The 18,083-nt window shown below is 63.7% G+C and carries 19 protein-coding genes, 1 pseudogene and 1 riboswitch; of the genes and pseudogenes, 8 read left to right on the forward strand and 12 right to left on the reverse strand.

Annotated elements, in window-relative coordinates:
* Window positions 1-192 precede the first annotated feature (192 nt).
* Window positions 193-405 (forward strand): cold-shock protein, encoded by a 213-nt coding sequence (locus AB4083_RS12125; RefSeq protein WP_441608065.1) that lies wholly within the window; start codon window positions 193-195, stop codon window positions 403-405.
* A gap of 79 nt (window positions 406-484) precedes the next feature.
* On the opposite strand, the gene AB4083_RS12130 is transcribed toward AB4083_RS12125, so the two are convergent.
* The 5 genes from AB4083_RS12130 to AB4083_RS12150 form a co-directional block, all read right to left on the reverse strand.
* Window positions 485-634, reverse strand: coding sequence for a hypothetical protein (locus AB4083_RS12130; RefSeq protein WP_441608066.1), 150 nt, complete (start codon window positions 632-634; stop codon window positions 485-487).
* A 74-nt stretch (window positions 635-708) separates the two neighbouring features.
* The gene (locus tag AB4083_RS12135) at window positions 709-1,035 is read right to left on the reverse strand and encodes a YkgJ family cysteine cluster protein (protein ID WP_441608067.1); all 327 of its coding nucleotides are present in this window, start codon (window positions 1,033-1,035) and stop codon (window positions 709-711) included.
* A gap of 124 nt (window positions 1,036-1,159) precedes the next feature.
* Window positions 1,160-2,260, reverse strand: coding sequence for a S41 family peptidase (locus tag AB4083_RS12140; protein WP_441608068.1), 1,101 nt, complete (start codon window positions 2,258-2,260; stop codon window positions 1,160-1,162).
* Window positions 2,261-2,352: 92 nt separating this feature from the next.
* On the reverse strand, window positions 2,353-3,018 hold the full coding sequence (locus AB4083_RS12145; RefSeq protein WP_441608069.1) for a response regulator: 666 nt from the start codon (window positions 3,016-3,018) through the stop codon (window positions 2,353-2,355).
* Window positions 3,015-4,409: an ATP-binding protein gene (locus AB4083_RS12150; RefSeq protein ID WP_441608070.1), complete on the reverse strand. Its 1,395-nt coding sequence runs from the start codon at window positions 4,407-4,409 to the stop codon at window positions 3,015-3,017. Before AB4083_RS12150 ends, AB4083_RS12145 begins: the two co-directional genes overlap by 4 nt.
* Window positions 4,410-4,816: 407 nt before the next feature.
* Here AB4083_RS12150 and AB4083_RS12155 point away from each other — a divergent pair, with 407 nt between their 5' ends.
* The 3 genes from AB4083_RS12155 (at window position 4,817) to AB4083_RS12165 (ending at window position 7,825) form a co-directional block, all read left to right on the forward strand.
* A complete protein-coding gene (locus AB4083_RS12155; protein WP_441608071.1) occupies window positions 4,817-5,101 on the forward strand; it encodes a hypothetical protein in 285 nt (94 codons plus the stop codon).
* A gap of 115 nt (window positions 5,102-5,216) precedes the next feature.
* The gene (locus tag AB4083_RS12160; protein ID WP_441608072.1) at window positions 5,217-6,833 is read left to right on the forward strand and encodes an FAD-dependent oxidoreductase; all 1,617 of its coding nucleotides are present in this window, start codon (window positions 5,217-5,219) and stop codon (window positions 6,831-6,833) included.
* A 21-nt stretch (window positions 6,834-6,854) separates the two neighbouring features.
* Window positions 6,855-6,929: riboswitch (S-adenosyl-L-homocysteine riboswitch) on the forward strand.
* A 14-nt stretch (window positions 6,930-6,943) separates the two neighbouring features.
* Window positions 6,944-7,825 (forward strand): ATP-grasp domain-containing protein, encoded by an 882-nt coding sequence (locus AB4083_RS12165; protein WP_441608073.1) that lies wholly within the window; start codon window positions 6,944-6,946, stop codon window positions 7,823-7,825.
* A gap of 72 nt (window positions 7,826-7,897) precedes the next feature.
* Here AB4083_RS12165 and AB4083_RS12170 read toward each other — a convergent pair whose 3' ends face one another.
* Entirely contained in the window at window positions 7,898-9,403 is a 1,506-nt protein-coding gene (locus tag AB4083_RS12170) for an FAD-dependent oxidoreductase (protein WP_441608074.1), read from the reverse strand.
* A 44-nt stretch (window positions 9,404-9,447) separates the two neighbouring features.
* On the opposite strand from AB4083_RS12170, the gene AB4083_RS12175 reads away from it, so the two are divergent.
* Window positions 9,448-9,924, forward strand: coding sequence for a MarR family winged helix-turn-helix transcriptional regulator (locus AB4083_RS12175; RefSeq protein ID WP_441608075.1), 477 nt, complete (start codon window positions 9,448-9,450; stop codon window positions 9,922-9,924).
* Between the two features lie 23 nt (window positions 9,925-9,947).
* Here AB4083_RS12175 and AB4083_RS12180 read toward each other — a convergent pair whose 3' ends face one another.
* Both AB4083_RS12180 and AB4083_RS12185 read right to left on the reverse strand, forming a co-directional pair.
* Window positions 9,948-10,739, reverse strand: coding sequence for a hypothetical protein (locus tag AB4083_RS12180; protein ID WP_441608076.1), 792 nt, complete (start codon window positions 10,737-10,739; stop codon window positions 9,948-9,950).
* A gap of 4 nt (window positions 10,740-10,743) precedes the next feature.
* Complete coding sequence (locus AB4083_RS12185) at window positions 10,744-11,973, reverse strand: hypothetical protein (protein ID WP_441608077.1); 1,230 nt, start codon at window positions 11,971-11,973, stop codon at window positions 10,744-10,746.
* A 375-nt stretch (window positions 11,974-12,348) separates the two neighbouring features.
* Between AB4083_RS12185 and AB4083_RS12190 the strand changes: the two genes are divergently transcribed.
* Together AB4083_RS12190 and AB4083_RS12195 are read left to right on the forward strand one after the other, a co-directional pair.
* Window positions 12,349-12,708: an HIT family protein gene (locus AB4083_RS12190; protein ID WP_441608087.1), complete on the forward strand. Its 360-nt coding sequence runs from the start codon at window positions 12,349-12,351 to the stop codon at window positions 12,706-12,708.
* 259 nt (window positions 12,709-12,967) lie between these two features.
* Complete coding sequence (locus tag AB4083_RS12195) at window positions 12,968-13,930, forward strand: alginate lyase family protein (RefSeq protein ID WP_441608078.1); 963 nt, start codon at window positions 12,968-12,970, stop codon at window positions 13,928-13,930.
* Between the two features lie 20 nt (window positions 13,931-13,950).
* Here AB4083_RS12195 and AB4083_RS12200 read toward each other — a convergent pair whose 3' ends face one another.
* From AB4083_RS12200 to AB4083_RS12215, 4 genes are all read right to left on the reverse strand, one after another.
* Window positions 13,951-14,691, reverse strand: coding sequence for an MBL fold metallo-hydrolase (locus tag AB4083_RS12200; RefSeq protein ID WP_441608079.1), 741 nt, complete (start codon window positions 14,689-14,691; stop codon window positions 13,951-13,953).
* 118 nt (window positions 14,692-14,809) lie between these two features.
* Complete coding sequence (locus AB4083_RS12205; protein WP_441608080.1) at window positions 14,810-15,799, reverse strand: beta-ketoacyl-ACP synthase 3; 990 nt, start codon at window positions 15,797-15,799, stop codon at window positions 14,810-14,812.
* A gap of 179 nt (window positions 15,800-15,978) precedes the next feature.
* Window positions 15,979-16,236: a hypothetical protein gene (locus AB4083_RS12210; protein ID WP_441608081.1), complete on the reverse strand. Its 258-nt coding sequence runs from the start codon at window positions 16,234-16,236 to the stop codon at window positions 15,979-15,981.
* A gap of 83 nt (window positions 16,237-16,319) precedes the next feature.
* Window positions 16,320-17,090, reverse strand: coding sequence for a TIGR00266 family protein (locus tag AB4083_RS12215; protein ID WP_441608082.1), 771 nt, complete (start codon window positions 17,088-17,090; stop codon window positions 16,320-16,322).
* A gap of 330 nt (window positions 17,091-17,420) precedes the next feature.
* Between AB4083_RS12215 and AB4083_RS12220 the strand changes: the two are divergent.
* Window positions 17,421-17,672: pseudogene (locus tag AB4083_RS12220) on the forward strand (RebB family R body protein); the annotation flags it as partial.
* Between the last annotated feature and the right edge of the window lie 411 nt (window positions 17,673-18,083).

Consider the following 18,083-nt stretch of genomic DNA (forward strand, 5'->3'; position numbering starts at 1 on the left):
GTGGGGCCAGATGCCGGCAGCATCTTGCACTTTTGGCCAGGGGCACTTATCTTATGCCGGCTGAGTTTCAAGGGTCACCATGAATTGTGGCCCGGTTGTAGATAGCAGTCTCACTACACCGTTGTACCCCTTCCTCCTTGCGACCAGCTTTTTCGCCGCTACGCGGCTTTATTCGTTTCAGGAGCAATAGACATGTCCCAGGCAGAAACCGGTACTGTGAAGTGGTTCAACGATGCAAAGGGCTTCGGCTTCATCAGCCGTGACAAGGGCGGTGACGACGTGTTCGTCCACTTCCGCGCGATCCAGTCGTCGGGCTTCAAGAGCCTGGTCGAGGGTCAGAAGGTGTCCTTCGTCGTGACGCAGGGCCAGAAGGGCCTGCAGGCCGAGCAGGTGCAGGCGATCTAAGGTCGCTTGCCAGCAAGTAAAAAAGCCCGGCCTTGCGCCGGGCTTTTTTTATGCCGAATGCCGAATGCCGCAGCCGCGCTTACTCACCCGTGGTGGTCGGCGCCGGTGTCGTGGGCTCAGCCTTGGGTTCATCGCGCGAGCCGACCTTCTTGGCCTGTTTCTCGTCCTGCTTCTTCTTCTTGGCAAGTTCGCGCTGCCGCTTTTCGAAGGAATAGTTGGTCTTGGCCAATGGAAGGGTCCTGGGCGTGGTGATGAGGGGCGCTGCGAAGTGTATCCGCGGGCGTAATCGTGAAACCGTAAAACCTAGCCGACCGGCTCCTGCCGTACGCCGGCGGCGCCGCGCTCGTCGTACTCGGCACGAAGGGCCTTGCAATACGGGCCGTTCATGACGAAGCGGCGGCACTCGGAGGGCCGGTTTTCGTAGATGCCGCAATTCATGTGCGTCCTGTCCATGGCCGCGCACCAACCGTCCTCGGCATGCCTCATCACATGCAGGCCTTCGGGCGTGTAAGTGGTGAGGTGCGCGGGAATATGTTCCTCCGGCCGCACCACGACCGTAAGGCGGCAACAGACCGCCTGGCAGGTGGAACAGTGGGCAGCGGCGTGGACGGGCCTGGCTGGCGAGATCATGCGTACGGCGCCTCCTGGCTACCCCGCTAGGGTAGCAGGCTTGACGCAGGCATGCTTCGCGCAAGCCAGGAGGCTCCGGCCGGCCGCAGCAACTTTCAGGTGCGCGGCGGGCGCTTCGATGGCGCTATTGCAGCTCGCGGATGTGGTCCTGCATCTCGTCCTTGCGCGCCGGATCGCGCTCGGCAACCACCATCTCGTTCAGGATCGCCAACTGCGCTGCATCGAGCGCTTTCTTCGCCGACGTCTGGATATCGGGAACCACCCCGGTGCCTTCCCAATCGCCGTGCGTCACCGGATTGATCGGCCGCCCCGACGGCACGAACATCATGAAATGCGTACTCAAGCGCTGCGGCGAGCCGGCATGGGCCGCGCCGGCGGTGACCTCGCCGACGATCTTCGCCCGCCCCGCATTCTTCAGCGCGTAGGCGAAATCCTCGCAGCCTGAAATGGTCTCGCTGCTGGTGAGGACATAGAGCTTGCGCGCCTGGCCGTAGCGCTTGCCGGTGACGCTGGCGGTGGTCCAGCGCTGCTCCGTGCGGCCCTCGTCGCGGAAATAGATGTCGTTGAGATGGGTGGGCTGGTCGAACAGATAGCTGGCCAGCAGCATCACCGTATCGGGATCGCCGCCATGGCATTCGCGCAGATCGACGATCAGCGCATCGGTGTCGCCGAGCAGGGTCATGGCCGCGGTGATGCGTTCGGCAGTGTGCTGCGGCCGGCCAAACGCATGCAGTTCGAGCAGGCCGATATTGAAATGCAGCCGGCCGATATTCGCGAAACCGTAGTTGACCTGTTTCTGGTGCAGCGCCTCCGCCGCTTGTTCCTGCGCTGACGGGCCGCCGTCGTGGCTTTCGGGAACCGCCTGTTCGAAGTAGCGGACTTCCAGATGCTTGTCATGCGTCTGGCTCTGCAAAAGATCCGTCAAGCGCATGGCGAAACTCTGGGCGCTGTCGATCGCGTCGAAATCGCCGTGCGCCACGCGTGCGCGCAAGTCCTTCTCCAGCGAGATGGCCTTATCCGGAAAGACGTAAGCGCGCTTGAGGTTGGCGATGACGTTCTGAATCACTTCGTCGCGCGCCACCTTGTCGATCGCCATGTCCTTCTGCGGCGGCTCGTGCGGCGGCCCCTGGCCCGGCCCGCCCGGCCACGCCAGCACGGCCACGCTTCCCGCGGCCGCCACGCCGAGCACGGCCATGGCCGCAAAGATCCTGGTTCGCTTGTTCATTGCATTTCCCGCCTAAGGGCGCCGTCGCCCGACCGAGGCAGGCTGCCGCCACAATGTGGGGAAATTGTGGGGATCGCCGCGGCGCGGCGGGATCACCAGTCGACGCGGTAGCCAACCCCGTAGATCGAATGGATCACCTCGACCTCCGGCAGCACGGCGGCGAGCTTGCGGCGCAGATTCTTGATATGCGTGTCGATGGTGCGGTCGTTGACGTCGAGGTTGTCGCGCCGAACGATATCGAGCAACTGGGTGCGCGAATACGCCATGCCCGGACGCCGCAGCATGGCCGCAAGCACGTGGTATTCGCTCGGCGTCAGATCGAGAACATGCGAGCCGATGCGAATGGATCGCGCGGCCTCGTCGATCTGCAGCAACGGACGGCCCGCTTCTCCTCCCTGCGTGCGGCGCAGAATCGCCTTGATGCGCGCCACCAGTTCGCGCGGGCTGAATGGCTTGCACAAGTAATCGTCGGCACCCGCTTCCAGGCCGAGCAGGCGATCGACCTCCTCGACCCTGGCGGTGAGCATCAGGATGGGCACGTCCGAAAACGCGCGCAAAGCGCGGCACACCGCCAGCCCATCGAGCCCGGGCAGCATCAGGTCGAGCACGATCAGGTCCGGCATGGCGCGGGCCGCATGTTCGAGCGCCGCCTTGCCGTCGGCGATCACCTCGGCAGCGAATCCCGCGGCCACCACGTAGTCGGTGACGATGGCGGCGAGGTCGCTCTCGTCCTCGACAATGAGAATCCTGGCGGTCATCGGTCGTCCAAGGGCAGCACCATCGTCGCGCGCAATCCGCCCAACGGCGATGGCGCGAGCATCAGGCGCCCGCCATGCGCCGCAAGGATCTGCCGGCACAGGGCGAGGCCGAGGCCCGAGCCGCCGGAGGCGCGGTTGCGCGAGTCGTCCAGCCGGAAGAAGCGTTCGCCGAGGCGGTCGAGAGAGGCTGCGGGAACGCCCGGTGCGGAGTCGTCGATGCGGATGTGGATGGTGTCGTCCACCACGTCGCCTGCCAACGCCACGCTGCCGCCAGCTTTGGTGTAGCGCGCGCTGTTCTCCAACAGGTTGGCGAGCACTTGCCGTATACGGCTTGCATCGCCATGCGCGACACGTCGAAGCGGTGCTTCGCCGATCGTGGCGAGCAAGCCGTTCGCATCGAACCGCGCCGAGAAATCGGCGAACACCTCGGTTGCCAACTGCCAGGCATCAAGCGGCGCAAGCTCATACCGAACCTGCCCGAGGTCACCGCGCGCCAGTTCGTGCAGGTCATCGACGAGCTGACTGAGCGAGCGGATCTGCCGCTCCATCAAGGCGATATTTGCCGGCGTGGCAGTACGCACGCCGTCCTGGAAACTCTCGATCTGCGCACGCAACACCGCGAGCGGCGTGCGCAGTTCATGCGAGGTTTCCGCAATCCACTGCTGGCGCATGCGCTCCACTTCTTCCAGGCGCGCGGCGAGCCGATCGAAGGCTTGGGCCAGCTCGCCCAGTTCGTCGGTGCGCGGCGAGTCGATGCGCGTATCGAACCGGCCGCTCTCGAGTTGGCGCGCACCGGCGACGAGCCGCATGATCGGGCGGCGGATATACGCGGCCAGCAGCGAGGCGACGCCCATGCTCAGCAGCAGCGCCGCCACCAAAGCCCAGGCCAGGTGAGCTTGCTGATCGATCAGGAAGGCCACGGCCAATGCGTCGTCGGGATTCTGCGGGTACGCCACGATCAGGGTGCCAACCGGACGGCCATCGACGGTCAGCGGTCGCGCGGCGCGATCGATCGAGGCAAAGGCAATCATCAAGGGCGAGGCGACAGCGCCCGCCAGATACCGGCCTTGCGGGTTGGCCAGCCCGATCCGATAAGCCACGCTGGATGCTCCCGACCTGGCATCGAGCGGACCGGCGGTACCGCGGGAGCGCTCATACGCCTCGCGCAGCCACGCCTTGCGCTGGGCGGCATCGTGCGGCAGAAACGACCAGTCGCCGTGCTGCCGGTAGCTCGCTTCCAGCGTGGCGCCCAGCGTGTCGAGAAAGTGCGTGTCGGTATCGAGCCGATGCTCGGCAAAGTTGTCCAGCAGCCGCCAGCGCACCAGCTCGACGCCAAGTGCTCCGGCCACGAGGATCGTGAGCCAGATGGCCAGGAACAGGCGGTAGCCCATGGATAGCTTCAAGTGCGCGATACCGTGCAAGGAAGACATCAGATCCGGCGGACCCGGCCGGTCATCAGCTTAAGGCACGGCCATGGCGCCACCAACCGGTGAGCCTCCATCAGCCGGCGGCGGCCACCGCGCAACCCGATGTTGTGGCTACGGCAAGCGAGTCGGTAACCTTAGGCGGTTACACGATCCGTCTCCGGAACAGACAGCCGGTCATCCAAGAGTAGGTTGGGGTGAGCCGCAGGCGAACCCCAACGGTGCGATGCGTCTGGGGTGGCCATGTTGGGGTTCGCCTGCGGCTCACCCCAACCTACGTCGGGTCCGTCGATTTGCCGGGACGGCCAATAAAACAGTGCGATGCGTTGGGGGAAGGTTGCTGTTCAAACCTCGTGAGGGATAGAAGAACCCGTATGGCTTACAAGCTTTCCCTGGTCGCCCGGAACGAAGGGCTGGAGTATGTCGATGACGGTGGCGTCTACCGATTCGAGGTTTCTCTGAGCAAAGGCTTGTGGACCATCTATCTGCCCGCATCCTGTGGCGACGCTCTTGAAGTTCGGGACCTGGGCGATGAGGAGCGGGGCCGAATCCTTCCGCGCGTTACCGAGTACCTTGCCAAGCTGCGATGGCTCGGCATGTTCGCGAGGACCTATCGGGTGCAGGTGATTGAGCGCGCCCATGGATTGCATGAAACATAGCCCGCGTAGGTTGGGGTGAGCCACAGGCGAACCCCAACACTGCGATGCGTCCGGGGCGGCCATGTCGGGTACATCGGCGCGCCTGAACGGCCAACACAAACAGTGGAGAAGTGCAGTGGAAACCATCGGGCGCGACCTCAGAGAAATGCAGCGTGTGCCGCTCGATAGCGCCCACGTCGCGGCCATGCGGGCGGAAGGGGTCCAGAAGCGCTATGCGGCGGGCGAGTTGATCGCCAAGCTGGGTGATTCGATCGACCGTTTCGTCTACGTCGAGGAAGGCGAGGTCGAGGTGGTGAACCCTTTTACGGGCGAACGCCATTTCCCTTCGACCTTGGGCCCGACCCAGTTCATGGGCGAGATCTCGTTCCTCAACGGCGGCGTATGGGCCTTGCCCATGCGTGCCGTGATGGACACCCGCGTGCTGGAAGTGCCGCGCGCCGCCATGCTGCGCCTGATGTCCGAAATACCGGAGATGTCGGACATCATCATCACGGTGTTTGCGGCGCGCCGGCGCCGCCAGCTCGATGAGCGCGATGGCACGCTGGTGCTTATCGGCGAGGATGCCGACCGCCACGTCCAGCGCATCGGCGAATTTGCCAGCCGCAACCGCCTGCCGTATGCGTCACACGCGATTGGCAGTGCGGAAGCCCATCGCATCGCGACCAGTTGTGCGATTTCCGCGGACTGTCCCGCGGTGATTTTCGGCCGCGACCACGTGGTGAGCGAACCGACACCCGACAAGATCGCCAGGCTGATGGGCCTCAGTTTCGAGCTGGCCGACGAGGAAGCGGTCGACGTGATGATCGTCGGCGGCGGCCCCGCCGGCGTGGCCGCCGGCGTCTATGCGGGCGCCGAAGGCTTGAGTGCGATGGTGGTGGAAGACATCGCCATCGGCGGCCAGGCCGGCACCTCGAGCCGCATCGAAAACTACATGGGCTTCCCCACCGGCATCTCCGGCGCGGACCTGGTGTGGCGCGGCGAAGTGCAGGCGATGAAGTTCGGCACGCGCTTCATCATGCCGCGGCGTGTGGTGAGCGTGGAGCGTCGGGAGGACGGCAAGTTCTGCTCGACCTTCGACAATGGCCAACGCCTTCTGGCGGGCGCCATCGTGGTGGCGACGGGCGTGCAATATAAGCGCCTGCCGATCGACCGCCTGGCGGAATTCGAAGGCGCCGGCGTCTATTACGCCGCCACCGAAAATGAAGCGCGCTATTGCAAGGACGGCGAGGCGCTGGTGATCGGCGGCGGCAACTCCGCCGGCCAGGCCGCCATGTTCCTGAGCCGATCGGCCAACCGCGTGCGACTGCTGGTGCGCGGCACCTCGCTGGCGTCGTCGATGTCGAGTTATCTATCCAGCCGATTGGAAGCGGACCCGAAGATCACCATCGAATATGGCTCCGCGGTGCGCTTGCTGCACGGTGGCGAGCGGATCGACTCCGTCACCATCCACAACAGCCAGAGTGGAACGGATTACACGCTGCCGACCTGCGCGCTTTTCATCATGGTTGGCGCGGAGCCCAATACGTCCTGGTTGTCGGGCCTGGTGAAGCTGGACTCGAAAGGCTTTGTCGAGACCGGAGAAGCCGCCGGGGCGGACTCGCCCTACGCAACATCGCAGCCGGGGATTTTTGCGGTGGGCGATGTTCGCGCCGGATCGGTCAAGCGCGTGGCTTCCGCGGTCGGCGAAGGCTCGGTGGTTATTTCAAAGGTGTGGGGCTATTTGAACGACTGACCGAACGATGGCCTCGTCGTCGGAACCGAGGGGTGCTGCGACGGACTTGATCCGCCACGCTCGGTTTCGATATCTCAGCAAGGGCGCCCTCCATTGATGGAGGAATGGCTATGTCCAAATCTTTTACACATCGTCTTGCGGTCGCTACGTCCTCGATGATTCCGGGGATTCATCCGGACGACCAGCATCTGGCGGATTCGCTGCGAAGCCTTGGCATCGAGACGGTGCCCTGCGTCTGGAACGACCCCGGCGTGGACTGGTCGCAATACGACGCCGTGCTGATGCGCTCCACCTGGGATTACTTCAAGCATTACGCCGAGTTCGGCGAGTGGCTGGATCGCCTGCCCGTTCCGACGATCAACGATAAGGCGATGCTGCGCTGGAACAGCGACAAGCGCTATCTGCCCCAACTGGCGGCGCAAGGTGTCGACATCATTCCCACGACCATTGCAGCGGGAACCGAACTGCGGCAAACGCTGGCCCGGATGCCTGGCCAGGAGGTGGTAGTCAAGCCGACGGTCAGCGGAACGGCCTGGTATACGGCGCGCGGTGTCGTTGGCGATGCCACGTTCGAGCAGGTCGTGGCGCAACTGCCGGTGGAGTTCGAGTACCTGGTGCAGCCCTTCGTGCCCGAAGTGGTCAGCGACGGCGAATGGTCCTTGCTGTTTTTCGATGGCGAGTACAGCCATGCGGTGATCAAGCGGGCAGCGGCTGGCGATTACCGGGTGCAGTCGGACTTCGGGGGTACGGCCGATGAGGTCGATCCCGATCCGGCGCTTATTGCCAGCGCCAAGCGGGCTCTATCCGCCGCCGCGGCGCTCGGCCATGCCGACAGTGCCTATGCGCGGGTGGACGGCGTGATCTGCAAGGGCAGCTTCCTGCTGATGGAGCTGGAAATGATCGAGCCGTTTCTGCACCTTGGCGAACAGCCGGGAGCGGCGGAGCGCTTCGCGGGTAATTTGCAGAGGCGGTTGGCTAGCCGAACCGCCTGAGGGTTTAAAGGGGACGGGTGGAGTTAACCCTGCTTAATTGTTCCCGTCCCCCTTCTACCCGACCCATCGGTTTCACGCCCCAGCCATGCCGCGCTCGGCGTACCGGAAAAAGACTTCTACCGCCCCGAGATGCTTCGTGCCAACGATAGCCGCGATATACCCATCCGGCCGCACCAACACCCACTGCCCCGCGGACATCGCATAGCCCGCCTGGAAATGACCTCCATCATCGACGAGCTCTGCGCCTTCGCCGACGATATGAATACGAAGCCCCGGCCGCGCCGGGACGCAAGCGCGGTCTGCTTCATAACCGAACAGCGTCCAATGCGTGCCTTTCAGCAAGGCAGACACCCGCATCGGTTGGCCGCTGGCGCCAAGCATCGGCGCATCGGGAGCACGGTCTCCGGCATAGGGGCCATGGACACGTTCCGGTAACTCCAGCGAAAGCGTGGAATCCGTATAACCAAGATCCAGCTGCCGCACATTACGACCACGCCGCATATCGCCCTGCTTCGCCGCAGCAAGCAACTGGGTGGAAAGCCCGAGCACCTCGGCGGCAACAGGACGGCGCTCCTGCTCGTAGGTATCGAGCAACGCATCTGCCGCGCCGCGCAGTACGGCGGCGAGCTTCCATCCGAGGTTGTAAGCATCCTGGATGCTGGTATTGAGCCCCTGGCCACCGGTCGGCGGATGGATATGCGCCGCATCGCCAATCAGAAATACATGTTGCATGCGGTATCGATCGGCCAGTCGTGCATTCATCTGATAGGCCGATGCCCACGAAACGGAGCTCACCAGCAAGTCGCTGCGTCCGGATCGATCGTGCAGCATGGCGGTGAGGCCGGCGGCGGTGAGATCGACCTCGCCTTCCATCGGTATCGGTGCCTGGATCTGAAACAGCTCCGTACCCGCCAGTGGACAGACCGCCAGCTGCCGTTCCATCGAGCCGTCGTTGAAGCGATGCCATGCATCGCGCGACAGGCCAGCCAGGGTGACGTCCGCCACGATGGCGCGCACACCCAGCGTCTTGCCGGGGAATTCGACGCCCAGTGCTTTACGCACAAAGCTGCGGCCACCATCGGCACCGGCCAGGTATTGCGCGTGCACCACTTCGTCGTTGCCATGCTTGCGCAGGCGCGCCACGACGCCGGCTTCGTCCTGGCTGAAATCGATCAGCTCGCAGCCGAATTCCGGAGCGTGTCCCAGCTCGCGCAGGCGCTCGCGGAGGATGGCTTCGGTAAGGTACTGAGGAAGCATCCGGGGCAGCGCATACGGTTCGGCGGGCGTCGGATCGGCGCGCTCGACCACCTCCGATTCGGCATGGCTGCCATCGCCGCGGTATTCGCGCACGGCCGGATATAGGCCGCCGGCCGCCATGATCCGGTCCACGATGCCCAGGTCTTCGAAGACCTCGAGCGTGCGCGGCTGGATGCCCTTGCCGCGCGAACCGTGGAAGGGGACGTCCATCTTTTCCACCAGGCGGAAGGCGATGCCTCGCCGCGCCAGCTCGATGGCCAGGGTGAGTCCGGCGGCGCCGGCGCCGCAAATCAGCACGTCGATCTTCGTATGACTGGTCATGACCGCTCCAATATGTGTAAAGTGCACATAACTGGAGCGAGCATATGCCAAGCAAAAAGAATGTGCAAGATGCACATATATCCCGGCAGATCCGAAACCTGCACGGTGCGCTGATCACCATCATCAGCGTGTTCAACCGGCCAGACCGCGACGAGGCGATGATCCAGGAGGCGGGCATATCGCTGGATCGCGCCCTGTTTCCGCTACTGGTGCTGGTCGAGCGCCTGGGGCCGATCGCGGTGGGCGAATTGGCGGGGCGGGTAGGGCGCGACTATTCGACGGTGAGCAAACAGGTGGCCAAGCTGGAAACGCTTGGCCTGGTCAGCCGCCAGGCGGGTGCGACAGACCGCCGGGTCACCGAAGCCTGCGTCACGCCGAAAGGCAAGGTCATGACCGACGCCCTGGACGCGGCAAGAGAGCGTTTCGGCCGGGCGCTGTTTGCAGACTGGGAGCAGGGCGAAGTGGATGAACTGGTTCGCCTGCTCCAGAAGTTTGCGCATGACATCGATGCGTTGAAGTAGAACTTGAACGGGGACGGGTGAAGTTATCTCGAATTAACTGCACTCGTCCCTTGCCGCCGATCCGGACTCACCTTGAAATCCAAGCCGACATCGGCCGCTGGCGGTTGCGGCGAATCGATCGACGTTTCGAAGTGCCCGCCGAGCCGATTGCCGGAAGCATCCTCCAGCGTGCCGCGCACCATCAACCGATAATCCCCCGCCTTCCACGCCGCGGCCGGCGTGAATGTCCACGTCGTTTCGCCATCACGCAATTGCCGCTGGCCCGCGATCAGATGATCGCTGCCATCGACGACGGCCAGGTAGTCGACGTCCAGGCCATCGATGGGGTTGTCGAGGGTGACGACAAAAGGCTCTCGCGAACCGGCGTGCACACGCGAGAGCTTCCATGCGGAGGCGACCGGGCCGTTGCCGTCCACAGCGCCCACATGCCATCGCTTGATGGGATGCCCATCGAAAGTGAGGACCACATCGTCCCCCTCACTCACGATGGGCCCCTGCTGCTCGCGCGCGACCAGGCCGGTCTTGACGCGGCCCGGATGCAATAGCAGGGTCAGGATCTTTCCGTCGGGCGACCACAGTTCTTGTGGCAGAAAAGGTTCCTGCAGTGGACGTCCGTCGGCGCGAGAAAGAGCGATCCGCGGCAATACCTCGCCTTCGATCGGTGCCGCGAACACGACGGACAGGCGCAGCAGATTGGCAGGTACTTCGGCGCCGGAGGGCTGGACAACGACAACCTCCGGCGCAGGCTGCGCGGCTCGTGCGATTTGCAACGCGGCGGCGAGCGCTACGCCGCCCATCAGCAGTTGCCAGCGCATGGCTTTAATCCGAAGCCTTGATCAGATCAGGAAAGCCTTCATCCTTCAGCAGCATGTCCTGCCGCGGCTTGATGTACTTCTGCTGGAACGCATTGCCCTTGAAGCTGAAGTTCGGAAACGCGTACTCGGAGATATGGTCCGACAGGCGGAAGCTCAGGTCCTTGCCCATGGATACCAGCTGCAACTCATCGTGCTGCAGATCGCGTCGGACCATGACGAACGACTGGTCGTCCAGGTTATCCAGCCGCATCACGCCAGCGAGCGGAGCCTGCGCCACGTTCAAGCCGGCGATCTGCCCGAACGGCACCTGCTTCTCGATGCCCGGCCCCATGCGCGCCGCATCCAGCTCCGACACCGGGATGATGTTGGACACGCGGTTGTAGTTCACCAGCATCAGAAAGTCGCGGGTCTTGCCCTGTTCGGTCTGCGAGTAAGAGACCATATCGGCCGGTGTATTGCCGTAGCCGAGTTCGCCGACCGTCTTGCCGCGAATATGCGCGCCATCCTTCAACTGATCGAGCGGAATAATGACCAGCGGCGTGCACGTATAGGCCGCGACGAGATACGGCTGGCCGCCAAGCTTCGCGAAACTCATGGCCCGGATCGGTGCACGCGTTTCGATCAGGTTATGCCCGCCGTGGAAGATCTCGACGGAGGTGATCGACTGCTTCGCGTCGAAGGGATAATGGATGCGCCGCAATGTCGAAGCGAAATCCTGGTTGGAAAGCCCGGCCACGAAAAGCTCGCCCTCGTGCCACTTCATGTCGGTGACGGTGAAACTGCGCTCCGGCATCTCCTTCCAGAACTTCTCGTTGGTAGTGAGCGCATCGCGCAGCGCCACCGACGTGCCCTGCGCGGCCTTCAGGTCGACCCGGCGCGCCTTCTTGTCGCTGGTCACGACGAACAGCGCCGGCGTCTTGTCCGCGCCATAGCTGATGGCGACGTAAACTTCCCCAGTGCCGGGGCGCACAACCATATCCTCGACAGCGATCCTGGCGCCGCCGACCTGGTCGGACAGCAGCTTCTCCAGATCCAGCACGTTGAACACCGCGCCCGCGGGCTGGCGGGCCGCGGGCGCAAGCTTGATCGCGTGCACTTCGGCGGCCTTCCAGTCGGCCACGAAAAGCACGCCCTCCGGCCCTGCGGCCAGTCGCGAGATGGATTTGACATCGGCGGCGGACGCGTTGACGGACAGGCCCAGCAGGCAAGCCATGGCGATAGCGGAAAGGCGCATAAATTACCCCTTGATACGACAGTGAAATGAAGCTCCAGGGAGCTGGAGTCATCGCCCGTATTGGCTTGCATGCTTGGCAAGGCGGGGCCGGGTAGTGCCCTGATTCGCGCCGATGCTAGGAGGGGTGCCAGGCCGGCGGGTAGACGCGCGCACCGAATCACGGTGGTGATCGGTGGGCATCAATGACACTTCACGCGGGGGTAATGTTTTCCGATTGACGGGTAGCCGGGGCGCAACACAGAATCCTGAGCTCGCCCTGCTACGGGTGTCTATGAGCCATCAGGCTTTATGAAGCATGCTCCGCCCGGATATGAGTGCCCGTTCTGCGGTATCGCCGGGACGCTCCCATCGCCTGCGCCGGAATCAGCCGTTGTCCTGATGGATGCCAACGTGTTCGCGCTGGTGCCCACGCACCACTACGCCGGAATCAAAGGCAACTGCCTGGTGGTGCCGCGGGGCCACTATGAGAACGTGCTGGATATGCCGGACGAGCTTGGCAGCGACTTCTTCCATGCCACACGCCGGCTGGCGCACGCCATGCAGAGCGCCTTTGGATGCGAAGGTATCTCCACGCGCCAGCACAATGGTCCGGCGGGCAATCAGGATGTGTGGCATTACCATCTGCATGTGTTTCCGCGCTACTCGAATGATGGGCTGTATGGGGGGAAGAAGGTGCCCTATGCCATCGAGCAGCGAATGGCGCTGGCAGCGAGTCTCCGAGCTGCTTTGCAGTAGCACTTACAGCACCCGACAGAACTACCGTCATCCCAGCGAAAGCTGGGATCCAGCGTCTTAAGGCACTGGACCCCAGCTTTCGCTGGGGTGACGAGAATAGGAGGTGACGAGTTCTGTTGGAGAGCTAACGAACTAACGGGGACAAGTGCAGCTATGCCGATCTAACTACACCCCTCCCCGCTTAGCCGGCCACGTAATCGCCACGCCCCACCATGCGTTATGTCGCCAATGCGGAGGGTGGCCTCCACGAGAAGCAAGCATGAATCGCTACATTCTGCGAATGATAGGCGCGCTGCTGTTCTCCGCGTATCTCGGCAACGACCTTGCCCAAGCATGCGATGTGCCGGCACCGGTTAAATCGATCGACCCGCCGGGTTTCTACGACGACCCGACGAGCTATGCCCAAGCCGTCAAGCCCATGCGGGACTACATCGCAAAGCTCAATCACGCCGCCGACAGCGGCCAATGGGCCTGCACCATGGATCTGCTCGATGCCTGGGCCAGCGCCGATGCGTTGATGGGCCCGATCACCGGTTACCAGGGTTACTACGAGCGCTCATGGGCGGGCACCGACTTCGCCCTGGTGGAGTTGCGTCTGCCGGCGGAAGTCAGGAATGCCAACCCTGGCCGCCTCAATGCCATCAACCAATGGCTGGAGCACATCGCCGTTGCCACGCGCGACGCCGACGCCATCAATCATCTGCACAACAACCTGGTGTATTGGGCGGGGTTGAACCTGGTGGCCACCGGTACGGTGGCGCATCGGCCGGAGCTGATCGACGCCGGCCTGGCGCGCGCGCGGGAAGGCATCCACGATATCCGCCCGGATGGCTCACTGGAGCGCGAAGTGAAACGTGGCGATCGCGCGCTGCATTACCACACGTTCGCACTGATCCCGCTGGTGTTCACCGCTGAGCTGGCGCGGCAGCAGCACATCGATCTGTATCAGGAGAACGGCCGTGCGATCGGTCGCCTGGCCCATCTCGTCACGGATGCGGTCATCGATCCGGCGAGCTTTGCGAAGATCACGCCGATCAAGCAGAAGCTGTTTCCGTGGACGTTCCAGGACGAGCTGGCGTGGATGGAGCCCTACTATGCGCACACCAGGGATCCGCGACTGCCGGCATTGATCGCGCCGCGGCGGCCGATCAGCGAGTGGCGATTGGGCGGGAACGTGTCGGCTGCCTGGGGTGCGGCATTGCCGCCAGCGGGGGGAAAGTGACTGGCTGACGGGGGCGGGCGTCAGGGCCGATGCATATCGCAATGCGATGGCACGATGCGCAGATCCGGCGCGTCCCTGCGCAGTTTCCGCAACTGTTCCAGGGTGGCGATATAGGCAGCCGTGTCCCCTAGCCACGAGGTCACGAACGACGGCGGCGGCACGCCATCGAGCAAGGCCGTGGATGACCACACCGCGTCGGCGACCAGAAACACGTGTTCGCCGCTGGTGGCTTGAAAGAGCAGGCCGTAGTGGCCCGCCGCATGCCCGGGCAGGGGGATAGCCAGCATGCTGCCGTCGTTCCACAGGTCGTACCCGGTCGCGAATGCTTCGAACACGCCGGTCATGGGGACCGACGGCAGATCCTCGATCCATTGCGCGTCTTGTCCGAAGCCATCGGGCAGCAGCGCCGGCAGCATGCCCCGGCTCAGCGCTGCCAGGCGGCTTCGCCGGTTCAGGTCATTCCAACCCTGGCGCGAGCAGAGCAAGGCGGAATGAGGAAAATCCCGCAGGCCGCCGATGTGGTCGCCATGCAGATGCGAAAGCATCACCGTGCCGATGTGGCTTGCATCGATACCATCCCGTTCCAGTTGCTGCTGCAGGCTTTCCTTCGGGCCGAGCCGAGGCGGTGCGATGGCGCGATAAAGCCGTTCCGGCATGCCGCGGGTGGCATGGAGAAAATGCCGGGAGTACCCCGTGTCGAACAGCATCGCGCCGTGCGAAGGATGGGTGAGCAGAAACGCCAGCGCCGGAAAGCGGGCCATCTTCCAGGCGCTGCCCTTCCGCGTGCTGCACAGCGGATGGGCGCAATGCCCCGCCTCGTAGACGCGCCAGTCAATGCGCTCCATTCAGCCTCTGCCGTTTGCGCGTAGGGCCGACACGTCAATAAGTGAGGACAGCGCCGCCCAGCGAGAGCCCGGCTCCGGATCCGAGCAGAAGTACGGTGTCGCCGCGCTTAACTTCGCCGGTGGTCACAGCATGATGAAGCGTCACCGGAATGGACGCGGACATCTGATTGCCGCGCGTGGCGAGCACCTTCACCATCTTGCCCGGCTGCAACTGGAGCAGGCTCTCGATATGCGCCAGCGCCTTGGCGCTGGCCTGATGCGGGATGATGCGGTCGACGGCGTCCGGCGAGACGCCCGATCGCGCAAACAGGCGCTCCAGAAAGGCGGGCAGCTTCTGAGCCGCCATGCGATAGGTGCGGCGGCCATGCATTTCAAAGTAGGACCCATCGAGAAAGTCCTGCAGATGCTTGCGCACGCGGATACGCGTGCCGCCGGCGCGAACCTGGCAAAGCTCCGCGCCGGCGGCATAGGTTTCGTAGTGCGTCGCCTTGATGCATGCGCCGCCCTGCGATGGGCCGAGCACGACGGCACCGGCGCCGTCGCCGAACATCACGCTGGTTTCCATGTCGTCTTCCCGCAAACCCGCCGATGCGATTTCGCTGGAGACAATAAGCACGCGCCGGTAGCGCCCCGCCGCGATCGCCACGCTCATGGTGTCCAGCGCGGCGAGAAAGCTCAGGCATGTGGCATTGATGTCGAACGCGGGAATGCCGCTTTCGCCAAGGCCGAGCTGCCGTTGAATCAAGGTGGCCGAGCAGGGGATCGCCTGCTCCATGACGCTGCAGGCGGAAACGATGCAATCCAGCTGGGCGGCATCGATGCGGGCCGCGTCGAGAGCGCTCTGCGCGGCGCGCGCCGCCATGACGGACGTGGTTTCTTCCTCGGTGGCGTAATAACGCCGCTCGATGCCGGCTCGCTGCCACGTCCAATCCGAAGGCTTGCCCCAGCGCTCGTCGAATAGGGATGACGGTATGCACTGGCTGGGCAGGTATTCGCCGGTGCCGAGTATTTCCACTGAAAGCATTGACGCAGATTCCCGTTCTTTCATCGCGGCACATGAGTGTGCGTGGGAAGCGTAAATGCGGGTGGCGAAGGTGAGATCTTTGCCTATGCGATTTTCAGACAGATCCTGGTTGTCGTGGCTTAAAGGACGGCACGCGGCTATGCCGCGTCCGCATGCTGATCAAAGAGGGCATGCGTGCGCTACCTGCCCACCATCCCCAGATGGTGAAACCCCACCCACGCCATACACCCCGCAAAAATCGCCGCAAGCCCAAACCCAATGGCTGTGCGATAGAACGCCTTCGTCTCCACCGCACGCCGGTAGTCATGCTCAGGCCCCCGATTCCAGCCCGGCATCCGGATCGTCCCCGTCCGCAACGCATTAATGACTTTGCCCATGAAAGCCACGGCAACGACCACCATGCCGTAGTTCCAAACCGTCTGTCCGATATCCGCCATGCGTCCCTCGCAGCGTTTCGCGGCGCCGAAGCGCCATCGACAAACAAGGGCGAGAGATATCCCGCCCTGCCTGGGGCTTCAGATCACCGGTCGTCACCACTCAACAGCGATCCCACGATGCCGCCGACCAAGCCGCCACCAAGCGTCGCCCGCCCACCGCCGCCTTCGCCGCGCGGCAGATACTCCGCCATCTGATGCGCCAGTCGCGAAATGGGCAACGTCTGCAGCCACACGGAACCCGGCCCGGTCAGCACCGCGAGAAACAATCCGTCGCCGCCGAACAACGCATTCTTGATGCCCGGCACCGTGGTGATCTGAAAGCTCACCGAAGACTGGAACGCGCCGACATGCCCCGGGTGCACGCGCAGGGTCTCGCCGGGCGCCAGGTCTTTGCGGATCAATTCGCCGGATAGCTCCAGCCACGCCGTGCCATTACCCGCGACCTTCTGCAGCACAAAACCGCTGCCGCCGAAAATGCCCGCGCCCAGCGACTGCTGAAAGCCCACGCCGATGCTGACCTGCGGCGTGGCGCAGACAAAGCCGTGCCGGTGCACCATGTACTCGTTACCCGGGCTCACCGACACCGGCACGATATGGCCCGGCACCTTGGTGGCGAACGCGACTTCGCCGGTGGTGCGCACCGCGCGGTATTCGGTCATGAACAGGCTGCCGCCGCCGACCACGCGCTTGAGCGCGCCGAACAGGCCACCGCCGCCGCCCATCTGGGTGTGGGTGGTCATCTGGATCGATGAGGTCATCCACGAAAGCTCGCCGCTCTCGGCGAAGATGCTGTCGTTGGGATCGAGCTGTACTTCCAGTACGGGCATGACCGTGCCGAGGATGCGGGTCTGCATATGGTGTTACTCCCTGAGGATGGCTGGCTGGCGGACGATGTTCGAAAGACCGTAAAGCGCATGGTCTACGCTTTTCGCCTCGGCTGGAAAGTGTCTTCGTGGCGCAAGAAAATGCGTCCAGAGTGGGGCCGTGGCGCTGGCTCAAAAGCGCCTTTGGCTTTCGCCTTCCATGCCGCGGCGGATGCCGGAAAGGCACTGTATGAAGCGGGCAACTGCGGCGATGCTAGGCGGGCCGGACATATGGAAACCGGCACCACCACAGATACGCGGACCCGATGCGCTGGCCGCATAAGGCGTTATCGGGCGATCTCACTCTACAGGGGGTTTTTTATGTCGACGACGACCGAAGTCAGTTCTCAATTCACCGACGCCATAACGCAGACCAATAGCCGTAACCCCGGCAATGCGGCAGCCATGGCGCTTGCTTATCTCTATCAGGCCACGGCAACCGCGCTGGCTAATGCCGCGCACAACGCGGTCAGCAGCCAGCAGCAACAGAACATGCTGGCGCAGGCGACGACGACGCAGGGCGTGATGCAGATCTACTCGATCGATACCGCGAGTAGCGGTGCGGCGACGGAACATCCGCTGGAGCCATCGCCTGCCGCGACTGCAGCGGCCCTGCATGACGCCACCGCGCCTGCCGCGCAGTTGAGCGCATCGCCGAACGCTCATGGGATCGATAACGCCGAGCCATGGTGCCATGCGGCGCTGGAGCTGATGGGCACGGTGGCGAGCACCTTGCATGCATTCCAGAAAGTGACGGACGAGACCGGCATGGCCGTGATCAGGCAGGCGGCGACGACGGCGGTGCTGATCCACATGATCAAGATGCCCGATCAGCTGGGGGCCTATCCTAGATTTTGTGTAAACGGGGCATTGGCAGGAAACTGCCATCTGACCCGGAGACACCATGAGTCCACGCAAACACGAAGTGCCCGACGAGCTGCTTAGCAGTCTGTTAGCCAACTATCAGAAGCCCGAAGATCTCGT

This window comes from Dyella sp. 2RAB6 (assembly GCF_052115385.1).
Classification (GTDB): Bacteria; Pseudomonadota; Gammaproteobacteria; order Xanthomonadales; family Rhodanobacteraceae; genus Dyella_D.